General features: G+C 51.8%; 10 protein-coding genes. 6 read left to right on the top strand and 4 right to left on the bottom strand.

The genetic code is table 11. The features are described from left to right. From B156_RS0114685 to B156_RS0114675, 3 genes are all read right to left on the bottom strand, one after another. On the bottom strand, positions 1-692 hold a 692-nt coding region (locus B156_RS0114685; protein ID WP_018620501.1), incomplete at its 3' end, for an IS982 family transposase. 281 nt (positions 693-973) lie between these two features. Beyond that, positions 974-1,678, bottom strand: a complete 705-nt coding sequence (locus tag B156_RS0114680) for a hypothetical protein (protein ID WP_018620500.1) — start codon at positions 1,676-1,678, stop codon at positions 974-976. A 103-nt stretch (positions 1,679-1,781) separates the two neighbouring features. Beyond that, on the bottom strand, positions 1,782-2,366 hold the full coding sequence (locus B156_RS0114675) for a Crp/Fnr family transcriptional regulator (protein ID WP_018620499.1): 585 nt from the start codon (positions 2,364-2,366) through the stop codon (positions 1,782-1,784). An 84-nt stretch (positions 2,367-2,450) separates the two neighbouring features. Between B156_RS0114675 and B156_RS29225 the strand changes: the two genes are divergently transcribed. From B156_RS29225 to B156_RS0114645, 6 genes are all read left to right on the top strand, one after another. Then, positions 2,451-2,756, top strand: coding sequence for a Uma2 family endonuclease (locus tag B156_RS29225; protein ID WP_018620498.1), 306 nt, complete (start codon positions 2,451-2,453; stop codon positions 2,754-2,756). Between the two features lie 77 nt (positions 2,757-2,833). Further along, positions 2,834-3,835: a GSCFA domain-containing protein gene (locus tag B156_RS0114665; protein WP_018620497.1), complete on the top strand. Its 1,002-nt coding sequence runs from the start codon at positions 2,834-2,836 to the stop codon at positions 3,833-3,835. 62 nt (positions 3,836-3,897) lie between these two features. Further along, positions 3,898-5,001: an Mrp/NBP35 family ATP-binding protein gene (locus tag B156_RS0114660; RefSeq protein ID WP_018620496.1), complete on the top strand. Its 1,104-nt coding sequence runs from the start codon at positions 3,898-3,900 to the stop codon at positions 4,999-5,001. A 40-nt stretch (positions 5,002-5,041) separates the two neighbouring features. Beyond that, positions 5,042-5,308 (top strand): NifU family protein, encoded by a 267-nt coding sequence (locus tag B156_RS0114655; RefSeq protein ID WP_018620495.1) that lies wholly within the window; start codon positions 5,042-5,044, stop codon positions 5,306-5,308. 178 nt (positions 5,309-5,486) lie between these two features. Next, positions 5,487-9,539: a putative type IX secretion system sortase PorU2 gene (porU2, locus tag B156_RS0114650; protein WP_018620494.1), complete on the top strand. Its 4,053-nt coding sequence runs from the start codon at positions 5,487-5,489 to the stop codon at positions 9,537-9,539. After that, positions 9,539-10,603, top strand: coding sequence for an acyltransferase family protein (locus B156_RS0114645; protein WP_018620493.1), 1,065 nt, complete (start codon positions 9,539-9,541; stop codon positions 10,601-10,603). The genes porU2 and B156_RS0114645 overlap by 1 nt, the downstream gene beginning before the upstream one ends. 251 nt (positions 10,604-10,854) lie before the next feature. Here the strand turns inward: B156_RS0114645 and B156_RS0114640 are convergent, their stop codons facing one another. Continuing rightward, positions 10,855-13,188 (bottom strand): T9SS type A sorting domain-containing protein, encoded by a 2,334-nt coding sequence (locus tag B156_RS0114640; protein ID WP_245563746.1) that lies wholly within the window; start codon positions 13,186-13,188, stop codon positions 10,855-10,857. Between the last annotated feature and the right edge of the window lie 141 nt (positions 13,189-13,329).

Here is a 13,329-nt window from a genome sequence, read left to right as displayed (position 1 = left end):
ATCACCGAATTCTTCATGTTTTTGCGGATTTTAGTAATGATATGAAGTCCCTGCTGATAAAACTGCTCGAAGAGTTTACTGATGTAGCCTTTGTCAGCATAGCATTTGCCGGTTAGGCTTCCCAAGAGCCGACCCAAGACTGTTTCGTTATTGTCGGAGACGCTGGCAGGCGTAAGGAGAAAATTCATAACCTGACCTAACTGATTGATAACCAAGTGTAATTTGAGACCGTAAAACCAGCCTGTTGATGATTTGCCCCGGCTAGCGATGTCTTTGAAGACCCGATGGAAATGAATACGGCGGTTGTCACAGACGGGCAGTTTCTTGCTATCGGCGAAATAGCAACCGGTCCGTTTGCTAAGCAGACATAGGTATTTGGTCAGCACATGGATGGTGGCTACCTGCCGGGGTAGCAAGTCGATAAATCGCTGATAAGTAACAAGCCGGGGGAAGTAGGTAGGCATTTGAGTTTGAACTAACCGCTGATAATAGTATTGAAAGTTTTTGTAGCCTGAGTGATGATAATAGACCAGGATAGTGATGATTTCGCTGTTGCTTAACTCAGGCTGTCGGGTTGGCTGGCGAGTGGGGGCTAAAGCCCGACTGGCCAGCCATTGATCAAATAGATTGACAAAATCATCGACTGCAATGAAGAGTTCAATGAGTTTTTCTTCGGAAATTTGCGACTGCATAGGGGCGAGGAGTTTGATTTGTTGGCTTAGACACCACAAATTTAGCTCTACTGCCCCTATTGCGCTTTCAGCGTCTTGAATCTAATCCAGTATTCACGTTAAGCTAAGGTGACTTCAAGTCTTTGGTTGTACTAATGTAATACGACGACAGAAACGCTGCTTCATACTGCCTGTTCAGGTTCTTAACCGTTCGTATTTTCGCTGGTAATTTAAGTGAGTTAGGGATTAAAAGAAGAACCTGACGGGCCACAACTAGACTCAACTTAATCCCCGGGCTGCGTTCATTTCAACAGTTGCCGAATCGACACCAGATGCCCTAACAGGACGACTGGCACGACAAACGTAGGTAACCAGCTAAAGGGCAAGTTTAAAATAGCTATGTTCGGTTGATCGAAAGCAAATTTTTGTAACGGCGAAGGGGCCGATAAAAAAGCATATACCACAACGTTTATCAGCAGGGCCAGACAAATCAGGTTCCAGCCCAAAACCAACTGTCGGCTCAGTTTATGTTTTGTGAGGCCGACGTACGCTACCAGTGGCGCTGTCAGGCCGGAGAATACATCAAAATTTCGCCCCTCAAACGTTATTAGTTCCGGCACAACTTTGTTGAGAAAAAGCCAATACAGTACCAGTTCAACTACTACCCGGACGGTATTCAGCCAGGTGATATTTGCCAGTGGTAAACTGTCGGCAAACCGTCGGCCTGCCGGTGTAACGAATACCGAAATAATGGTCAGCATAGCGGGTAGAATGCCAAACAGCAAAATCCTGGGTGGCCCCGAAACCGGGACTGATTTATAGACACCGTTGAGCGACAGAACGCCCTGAATAATCAGCCAGCCAATCAGACCAGACAAAATAAGGGTTTCCTTTTTTCGGGTTTCCTGTGTACTGGCCTGCGCGACGGCCCGGTAAAAAAGTAGCAGCGTGGCCAGCACGGTCAGGCCGAAGGTGACGGGGATGTAAGTGGGCAGGTTGGGAATCATGGTTTTTCGCGTTAGTTAACCATGCAAAGGAAGACCCGTTGACGATACTGGCACTTGCCAATTGACAAGAACGCATTTACCATTTGTCAAGAAATTACGAGGATCAGTGCTTTTTAGCAAATTCGCGCCGAATGCGGCTCAACGATGTGTCTGTTACACCCAGATAGGACGCGATGTGTTTGAGCTGGGCGTATTGAAACACTTCTTTGTTGGTATTGATCAAATTTTCGTAGCGTTCTTCAGCACTTTTGTTGATTAACTCCAGGGTTCGCTGTTTGAAAGCCGCAAAGGCTTTTACGAGCATCATGCGACCAAATTCCCGGAATTCAGGGGAGGAATGAAACAGCCTGTTCAGCTGCTCGAACGTAATCGAGTAGCCCCTACAATCAGTCAAGGCCTGTATGCTTTCGGTTGAGCTGGTTCGCATAAAAAGCGACGATACCTCAAATACGTACCTGCCTTTCGAGTAGAAATAAGTGGTTACTTCATCGCCATTGGTGTCATGTGTAAAGGCCCGCAGGCATCCTTCTTCCAGAAATAGATATTCGTCGCTTACTCGTCCAGCTTTGAGAAAATATTCATTCTTTGATAGAAACCGTTCCTGAAAATTATCGGCGATATCAACTACGGCCGCGCTTGAACCTGGTGTGTTGCTTTGAATAAAATTGATCAGCGTTTCCCTGGCCATTTCGTTTCTGGTACATGTAGGCAACTAAGTTACTAATAACTCAGCTATCGATGTAACGACCTTGTTTCTTACTTACCCGACCAGATGAAATTGCCGACCCACGATTTGGTGATCAAGGTATTATCAAAAGGCACTGCCAAACGTGACCCTGGGGTCAGATTTACCGATTATGCGGCCAATGGAATAGCCGGATACTGGATCATTCGTCCAGGCAAAAAGACAGTAGAGCAGTATGAATTAGATCCAGACTTAGAAGAGTATACGGCTTTGGGTACGTTTAGTCAGCAGGAAGAAATCGAGTCAAAACAGGTAGCCGGTTATCGAATTTCCGTTCTGGCTTTATTTGACGAAGAAGCTATTATGAAAGCGCACAGAAGTCTATTTCTTTAGCTCATAATCAATAGGTTACGCGAAGAAATCTTTTCACGGAAACGGACCCAAATGGTCCGTTTTTTTGTTTGTTTAGTATGCAGTTTCATACCGAATTTTCACCCGAAGCACTTCCCTCCCGAATCGGCCTGAAGAGCCGAATTGTGACCCTTGGCTCCTGCTTTGCCGAGGTGATGGGACAACGGCTAGTCGACCATAAACTGACCGTTTTGAATAACCCATTCGGCACCATTTTTAACCCGGTCTCTATCGCCAAACTATTAACGATGGCCCTACAGGGAACGATGCCGGATGAAAACCGATACCTTGAACGCGACGGAGTCTGGTTTCACTACGACTTTCATTCGTCGGTGTGGGCAAACAGTCAGGGCGAACTTCGTGATAAACTGAAAGCCACCCTGGCCACAACGGCCAGCACTATTCGGCAGGCAGACTTTTTACTGCTGACCCTCGGCTCGGCGGTGGTGTACCGGCACATTGAAACGGGCAAGGTGGTAGCCAATTGTCACAAAATGCCGGGCACCCTGTTTGAGAAATACCTGTACCATATCGACCATCTCCGCGATGATATGACCAGGCTGCTGAAAACCCTGCACAAAGCCAATCCCAGCCTGAAGGTACTGTTAACGGTTAGCCCCGTTCGGCATACGCGCGATACGCTTCCGCTCAACAGCGTGAGCAAATCAACGTTGCGCGTCATTGCGCACGAGCTTACCATCTGGAACAACTGGGTTCACTACTTCCCGGCTTACGAACTGATGATGGACGATTTGCGCGACTACCGGTTTTATGAAGCGGATATGATTCATCCCAATACCCAGGCGAACGACTATATTTTCAGTAAGTTTGCGGAAAGCGCGTTTGATACCGACCTTCGCAGTTTCATTACCGAATGGGCGCAAATCCGTAAGGCACTGGCACACCGCCCGCTGTACGGTGATGACAGTCCGGCGCACCGGTTATTTCTGTCCAGACTCCTTACGCAACTGGAAACACTAGCGAAACGGGTAAACGTTTCGGCGGAACTGGCAGCTGTTGGGGGGCGTTTAAATCAATATCTAATGAAGAGTGTAGAATGAAGAGCACAGCCGGTGCTCCAGCGAAAAAACACACCATTTTTCACTCCTCACGTTTAATTCCTATGTCTGATTATCAGTTATCAAAAGAAGCCGTACTTCGGGCGCTGAGCACCGTTGAAGAACCCGACCTGAAGCGTGACCTCGTTTCCCTCAATATGGTGAAGGATGTTACGCTGGGCATTAGTTCCGTACGCTTTACGGTGGTGCTAACCACACCAGCCTGTCCGCTCAAAGAGGTTATCCGTAAACGCTGCGAAGATGCCATTCACACTCATATCGGGGCCAATATCCAGGTTACGATTGATATGACGTCGGACGTGACCTCAACCCGGACCAACGCCCCCACGTTGCCGGGCGTGAAAAATATCATTGCCGTTTCATCGGGAAAGGGTGGGGTTGGTAAATCAACCGTCACGGCTAATCTGGCGATTGCTCTGCACAAATCGGGGGCTAAAGTAGGTATCATCGATGCAGATATTTACGGACCTTCTATGCCAACCATGTTTGGTGCGGAGAACATTCAGCCCCGCATTTTCCAGCAGGATGGGCAAACGCGTATGGAGCCGGTCATGCAGTTTGGCATAAAAATACTGTCGATGGGTTTTCTCGTAGCACCCGGTCAGGCTATCATCTGGCGGGGCACTATGGCGGGTCGGGCCTTGCAGCAGTTCTTCTCCGATGCCGACTGGGGTGAGCTTGATTACCTGCTCATTGACCTCCCTCCCGGCACGGGCGACATTCACCTGACGCTGGTGCAGACTGTTCCGGTTACGGGCGCTATTATCGTTACTACGCCCCAGAAAGTAGCACTGGCTGATGCAACCAAAGGGTTATCCATGTTCCGGCAACCACAAATCAACGTACCCGTGCTCGGTGTCATAGAGAACATGTCCTTCTTTACGCCTGCCGAACTTCCCGATCATAAGTACTACCTTTTTGGCAAGGGCGGTGGTCAACTGCTGGCCGACAAGTTTGAGGTGCCCCTGCTGGGCCAGATTCCACTCGTGCAGAGCATTCGCGAAGCGGGTGACGAAGGTCGTCCGGCTATCAGTGCTGGAGAACCCGTTGCCAGTGAAGCCTTCCGGGCCACGGCGGAAGCGCTGGCGCAGCAGGTTGCTATCCGCAATGCAACCGTTGAGCGTACTGAGCGGGTTGAGGTTGCATAAATCACATAAAACGTATAAATTTACCGTAAATCAATTTGTAATGGAAACGGTAGTTACCAACGATCAACTAATCACCAGGATTGAGAAAGCCCTCGACAGTATGCGGCCTTATTTGGCGGCCGATGGCGGGAACGTAAAAATCCTGGAAGTGACGGATGAAAAAGTAGTGCGGCTCGAACTGATGGGGTCGTGTGGTACGTGTCCTATGTCGGCAATGACGTTTAAAGGGGGGCTGGAAGAGGCTATTCTGAAAGCAGTCCCTGAAATAATGAAGGTAGAAGCGGTAAATATCACCCCCGCGTTTTGATACCTCTAAAATAAGCGCATCCCTTTTCCCCCAACCGGTTAATGGGTAGCTGTTTTTCAGGAAAACGCTGGTATCGCACTGCCAGCGGAATGAATGTAGCCTGGGTTGCCTAAACCGTAATTCAGGTTTGTGAGGTAGCTCTTTTGCTAAAGTTGTTTACACGCAAACATCCATTCCATTGGCAATCAGCAACCTCCCGCCCACGGCTATTACCGGAGCTGCTGTCTGTCTTACAGCCTTGCTGTTGATCGTGGCTGCTACCCGGACAGAAGCCCAACCCAGTCCAACTGACCCCGACCCTACGCGCTGGATAAACTACGCACAGTCCTACTACAAAATACCAGTAGCCGAAAACGGGATTTATCGCCTGACTGCAACCGAACTACAACGGGCAGGGGTACCGGTTCAGCAGATTAGGCCCAGTGCCATACAGCTTTTCCACCGGGGTGTGGAGCAGGCCATTTACGTGGATGGTGAGGCCGACGGCCGTTTTGATGCGGCTGACTTCCTGGAATTTTACGGACAGCGTAATGATGGGGTACCCGATTCGCTGCTGTACCAACCCTACACGGCCCAGCCTCATCCCTATTACAGCCTCTTCAGCGACACTACTGCTTATTTCCTGACGTGGTCCACCGGCGCGGGTCAACCCGGTAAACGTATGGCTGCGTACACCGATACCACCAGTAATCTGGTTCCGGAAACCTACCACTGGGCTGAGGACCTACGACTATTCACCGACAATTATCCCGGCTGGGCGGCTGGTCTGCCTCAAAAAATAGAATACAGTTTTTACGAAGCGGGCGAAGGCTACACAGGACCAATTCAGCAAAAAGACAAACCATTCACTATCCCTTTTCAACTGACCAACGCGGTTAAGAATGGCCCAACGCCACAGGTCGACCTGCTTCTAGTGGGCCGTGACGTTGGCAACCACCGGGTAAATTACCAGGTGGGGGCAACACCCGCGAGTCAGCGGTTGCTGGATAGTACCCGGTTTGTAGGGTATACTAATTCCCGTAGGCAAATCGCAGTGAACTGGTCAGATGTTGGCCCCGATGGGCGATTGATTGTCTCGACCGTTTCCGGCGGGGAGGCTACCCCCACCGACGATTATTCCGTTTCGTACAGCCGGGTCCGGTATCCGCAGCAGTTAACCACGAATGGACAAACCCAAACGGTATTTCAACTCGAACCCACTCTACGGGGACGTTCCCGTCTGGACATAACGGACCTAGTGCCAGGCACCCGTTTCTGGGATGTATCGAACCCTGACGCACCCGTTCGGGTGGGAACCACAACGACTGCAAATCCTGGCACAGTACGGGTTGTGGTACGAAATACCGCTACGGCCCGCACCCTGTTCAGCACCGCCGAGTTCCGTAAACCACCTGCCATTCGACCCGTATCGTTCGTAGATTGGCATAATCGCAAACCAACGTATCTGATTGTTACGCATGATCTTCTGCTTCGGCCCGGCGTAACCCTAGGCACAACCAACGCGATTCAGGCGTATGCCAATTATCGGGCATCGGTAGCCGGGGGTGGTTATGACACGCTCACGGCTACCATACAGCAACTGTTCGACCAGTATAGTTATGGAGAAAGACATCCGCTGGCTATCCGGCGGTTTGCCCGACAAATGCTTCAGCAACGGGGTGATGCCGTGCCCTATCTGCTTCTGATTGGGCGTGGTCGCAGTACACCCGGCATCCGGCGCGACCCGCAGCAGGCTCAGTTGGATATGGTGATGACGGCTGGTTTCCCCGGCTCAGATGGTACGTTTACCGCTGGTCTGTCCGGCCCAGAACCGGACATTCCGGCCCTGCCTACGGGGCGAATCAATGCGGGTACACCCCAGGAAGTACTCGACTACCTCAATAAAGTGAAGCAGTACGAAAGTCCGTCGGACAATGCGCTTTGGCGTAAGAACATCCTGCACCTGAGCGGAGGCCAGTCGGTAGTCGAACGGGATTTGTTTCGGGGCTTAGTGGACTCCTACCAGAAGCAGGCAGTAAGTCCATCGCTTGGGGCACGGGTAACGACTTTTGCAAAAGCAACGGACAACCTGGTTGAGCCGTTGACCCTAGCAAAACCCGTGAACGAAGGCGCTGGATTAATCACCTTTTTGGGGCATTCGGGTCTGGACGTGACCGACCTGGACATTGGTTTTTGTTCCAGCGATGCCCTTGGGTACCACAATACGGGCCAATACCCGCTCCTGCTCGTGAATGGCTGTGCCATCGGGAATTTCTTTTTTGGCCGCCCAACGCTGACGACGGATTGGGTCCTTACGCCCAACCGGGGTGCCATTGCGGCCATCGCCCAGAGCCATTTGGGTTACACGGAAGTGATGCACGACTATACCACGCAATTTTATACCCTCCTGACCGACAGCACGCAACTATACAAATCCATTGGACAACTCCAGCAGGAAACAATCCGGCGGGTACTGGCTCAAACACCGGGTGGCCGCGCTTTAGCCAACGCCCAGCAAATGGTATTGCAGGGCGACCCGGCTATTCACCTGTTCCCGGTTCGAACACCCGATTACGCCCTGACCAGCGGAGGGCTAACCGTTCAGGATACCCATGGCGGGCCATTGACAGCCGGGAGTGACTCAGTATACATTCGGGCCGTTGTTCAGAATGCCGGGCAGTACCGACCGGGGCAGCTTCCCGTTCGGGTACGCAGGTGGGTGAACGGGAAAGAATCGGGTGTGTTTACCCTAACCACACCAACATCTGTTGCCTACCGGGATACCCTGATGATACTATTTCCCAACGACTGGCTGGCAGAGGGACAGAATCTGTTTGAGGTAACAATCAATCCTGCCGGATTACCCAACTCCCAAACCGAAGCCAACCGGGATAATAACCAGGCTACGGTTGAAATCAGTATTGCTCCACAACAACCTGTGCTGATTTATCCACCCAATGGTGGCGTAGTAAAAACAACGGTCGTGCGATTGGTCGCGCAGTATTTTAGTGATGTAAACCATTCGTTCGACCTGGAACTGGATAGCACGGACCAGTTCAACACACCCTTCAAACAAACACAGCATCTGATGGCTGGCAACAGTATCAGCTACCTGACTACCGTACCCAATCGCCCCAATGCATCCTACTATTGGCGCGTTCGGCGGGCCGATAGCGCGGGAGATTTGCCCCCCTGGTCAATGGCATCGTTCACCTACGCCCCGTCCGGCCCCATCGGTTTACCTGAAGGGCAACTTCAACTGGTGGTGGCGAAAGTACTACCAGTCAGTGTAGAGCAGGGTGCTGTAGTACCCATCCCGATGGTGTTTATCAACCTGAGTTCCGATGCCTTTGGGGTTGACTCGCTGGTGGTCCGGCAAACGATTTACACAGCAGGGTTAGCGAACCCACAAACCAGCCAATGGCGGATACCATCACCCGCCCCTTTTGACACCGTTCGATTTACCACCCGTATTGCCACCGAAAAACTACCGGGCCTCAACCGGCTTGTGTTAACGGTGAATCCGCACCTCCAGCCCGAGTACGCCTACCTGAACAATACCCTCAGTATTCCTCTATTCGTACAGCCCGACACGTTTGGACCGTTGCTGGAAGTTGCGTTTGATGGTGCCCGAATTACGGATGGGGCCATGGTTTCGGCCAGCCCTCAGATTGATGTACTGGTAGCCGATGAAAACCGCTCGCTTATCCGGCATGATACAACGGGTATTGATTTGTACCTGCAACGCCCCGGTAAAAATGCGCCGTTTGAGCGGCTTAGCTGGCTAAAAGCGACTATACAGGCGATGGGGGCCGACAGTGTGTTCCACCTACGCTACCCATCCCCCCTACTACCGGAAGGAACTTACCATCTGCTGGCCACTGCCCGTGATGCCATTGGTAATGGCGCTGTTCCCTATCAGATTAGTTTTCAGGTCGTGGCCGAGTCGGCACTAACCAGTTTGCAGGTGTACCCGAACCCATTCCATTCTCAGACACTTTTTTCCTTCACCCTCACCGGCAGTCAGGTCCCCGACGGCTTAGCCATTGCCCTCACCGACCAGAACGGGCAGGTAGTGCGGCACCTTGACTCGCCCGTTCGCATTGGTCTGAATGAATGGCGATGGAACGGTCGGTCCGACGCGGGTGCGCTGCTTCCGGCGGGTGTCTATACCTTTAGGCTTACTATGACTAATCCGGCAGCCTGGCCCGTGGCGGCAGGTCTGACCGGTCGGCTTGTTCTGATCCACTAATGGCCATTTCCTCCAAACCAGACCGGTATTTCCCAGCCCTGACTGGCTTGCGGGCCATTGCTGCCTACCTGGTTTATCTTCACCACTACAATCCAGCGTCGACCGGCACAATTGCCCATCGGGTGTATGACCAGGGCTATATTGGCGTGACTATATTCTTCGTACTGAGCGGCTTTCTAATTTATCACCGGTACGCCGATGTTTATTTCAGACAGGAATACTGGTCGTGGCGACGGTATCTGCAAAACCGTTTTGCCCGTATTTATCCGCTGTATGTCCTGATGTTGCTCATAACGGTTGGCGTGACCACCTGGCGGGGGCATCCGATGTCTTTATTCGTATTCAGCCTAAACGTGACGTTGCTAAAGGGATTCTTTAATACCTATAAATTCAGTGGCATTGCCCAAAGCTGGAGTTTGACCGTAGAAGTCTGTTTCTACCTGATAGCCCCGTTCCTGTTTTTACGGTTGAAGTACTGGGGGCCATTCTGGCTGACAGCCGGTCTGGTGGGAACGGGGGTATTGTTGTGGGCTACGATTGGCCAACTGGCGAATCATGGGTTAGTTGGTACGCTCCCCTTCGTATTATTCTACACCATTTTTGGCCGGGGGTTCGAGTTTGTTGTGGGCCTGTGGCTGGCCCGGCGGTGGCATCAGAACCGGCTGCCTGCGGTTCCCTACCCGACGTTGGCAGGGCTGATTGTTCTGTCTGGCTGCGTCGGTTGGCAAGCCGGTCTGTCCCCGTTCACGATAGATCCGGTTCTGAGCATTGGGAGTGAAATTCTGGTGTACAATATTCTCCTTCCTATCGGTATCGGTCTGTTTTTACTGGGCCTACTTACCCAACCGTCTGTAGCAGGTCGGTTACTATCCCATCCCCTGATGCAGGTATTGGGCAAGAGTTCCTATGCTTTTTACCTTATTCATACAGGGGTTTTGGTCAATGCCTTACAGAAGATAGGCATCGCACATAACGGGCTTCGGTTCATTCTGCTGGTGATAGCAGCCTGTCTTATATACTACCTGATTGAAAAACCAGTGCAACGGCTGCTTCGGGCTGATTGAGAGCGGCCTTATACCCGCATAGTCGGTTTACGTTACGCTATCCCAGACCGGTATATACACGCCGTAGCGGCTACGGAGCTGAAAAATAAAGCAGTTTCACCCCACAAGGGGCGGGTGTAAGCATACCGGACCTGACTCAGATTATAGAGTTTGGTGGTCTGAAATAGGGGTATCCGTACCTGACCTACTCACGGTCTGACAACCAGTCTCAGGTATACCACACTGATGAAGTGTTTGCTTAGTTTCAGCCATTACTCCACCCCTACCCGCAACACCGACTGTCGGGACCCGGTCGCTATCTTCAGCAGATAAGTGCCTGTCGGAACGCCGTTGAGCGGCCATTCGGCCTGCTTTTTACCCGTGAAAGCCGGTAGCTGAAACTGCCGAACTACCCGACCCGACACATCCAGCATCTCAACCTGCACAGTCGACCGTTCGGGCTGTTCGATTTCAAGCCGCAGGCGGTCGGTAATCGGGTTGGGCACTACCCGCACCGATAGTGACTGAACGGGTTCGTTGAGAGCAGTCAGGACAAAATTCAGGGCCTCGGATGGGAGCGACGCGCACCCGTTGGCGGTGGTAACAACGTAGTATTGCCCACTGGCGAAGGGCACAAGCGCTGGACCTGTAGCATTGGGGACCGGTGTGCCGGGACTGGCACCCGTTTGAACGTACCACTGGATACCCGTCGTTTGGTTGACCGTTAAAGTACTGTTTCCCACTGCAGTTACAACCGGCCTGGGTGGCACCGGGTTCAGGGATTTTATCGTAACGAACACCGTTGGTGCCGTACAGCGGTTACTATCCCGCACACTTACCGTATAGGTTCCCTCGGGTATAGCCGTCTGTTTGGCCGCGTAATTTTTGAGGGTATCCTGCCGCTCCGTCTGCCAGTAGTAGGTAAATGGTTTTGTACCCCCTTTTACCAAAACAGTTGCCTCACCATCTAACCCTCCTGTACAGGAAATATTATTGACGGTACCAACCGAAAGACTCAGTGGATTCTGGTTTATCACAACGGCAGTGGTCGAGTCGCTGCAACCGCCATCATCCACCACCCGCAACCGGTACGTGTTGGGTGTCAGTTGACCGATTTGACTGTCCGCCTGCAGGGGTCGGCCAATTACCTGAAACTGGAGACCCGTTCCCGTTCCCCCGGTAGCGGTCAGGCTAACGACTCCGGTAGCACACGAACAACAGGCTGCCGGTAGGGAACTAGCCTGTACCTTTACCGGATTTACTTTACCAACCGTTGCCGACGCGAGACTCGTACACCCGTTGGCATCCGTCCCCACAATCGTATAGGTACCCACGGCAACACCACTGAATACCGCAGCCCCCTGGAGCGTCTGCCCCGAAATCTGATAGGTCAATGCCCCCGTACCGCCGGTAGAGCCAACTTTAATTGAGCCGGTAGTAGGTCCCAGACAGGTGACGGGTGTGGTCGAAGCCGTCAGCACCAGGGGAGTTGGCTGCCCAATTGTTGTACTCTGCTTTCCCTGGCATCCAATATTATCGAGAACGGTAAACTCGTAGGTACCGGCAGCCAGGCCGGTAAATTGTGCACCCGTCTGAAACGGCCCATTGCCCAGCTTGTATTGATACGCACCCGACCCGCCAGAAACAGAAATGGCCACGCTCCCGTCAGCCGAGCCAACACAGCGGGTTAGCTGAGGAGTTAATTTGATGGTAAAGGGAGTAGCTTGCCCAACGGTTATGGATTTATACAGCACACAGGTATGCTTATCAGAAACAATAAGTGTATACTCGGTTTCAGCTTTCAAATTCTGGAAAATCCCATCGGTCTGCTGTCCCGTAACATTATCAAGTGAATACCGATAGTTACCTGACCCTCCCGACGCTACGACGGAAATAGCTCCATCTGAGCCGCCAACGCATTTTGTATTAACAACCGTAACACTGGCTGATAAGGCTGGGGGCTGCGTTAGATTAACGCTCGTTTGAAGCAGGCAACCCGCCGTATCTTTAACCACGATGGGGTATGTACCCGCACGCAAAGCCCCAAATGTGTTTATTGTCTGAAAAGGCTGACCATTAAACTGATATTGCAAAACACCCGCTCCCCCACTGGCATTGATAACGACCATTCCGTCTTTAGTACCATTGCACATAGGAGGAATCGTATCCAGTTTCGCCACAATCGGTGGAATAACCCTTACTGTAGCCGTTGCGGTAGTTGCCGTAACAGTTGTTACAATGGCCGTTGTACTCGTAGCGGTCGAACTGGCAGCCGTTGTGCTAACGACCGTTGTACTGGTTACCTCGCAGATGGCCGTGTACGAAGTCGTTTGTTTTGGTGCTACGCTAATGACACTCCCGGTTTGAGTAGTTGACCAGCGCAGTGTACCGCCCGCAGGGCAACCGGAAGCGGTGAGTGTAGCACTTGTTCCGGCGCAAACAGTTGCCGTGCTGACTACAAGCGTTAGGGCCGCAGGGGCAGCGGCCGATTGCGGAATGGAAGCGTAGGCCCGCCCCCAGCTAATGAGCAACCCAATAAAAATAAAGGTAAAGCTTCTGTTACGCAGTACGGCCAACAGGTAAAAAGAGGGTAAAGTTTTTCTCATATCAGGCAGGTGACGGTCATAGCCCACAAACAAAGATAGTCTGTTCAGGTACGAAACAGACACCGCCGGCATAGTATTATAGCGATACGAACCATCAATTTATCGTGCGGAAGTGATGGCTGGCACCAGTGGACTTTTTTA

Origin of the sequence: Spirosoma luteum DSM 19990, assembly GCF_000374065.1 — a bacterium.
Lineage (GTDB): Bacteria > Bacteroidota > Bacteroidia > Cytophagales > Spirosomataceae > Spirosoma > Spirosoma luteum.
The sequence above is the reverse complement of the archived record's forward strand: the minus strand, read 5'-3'. Positions and strand labels throughout refer to the sequence as shown.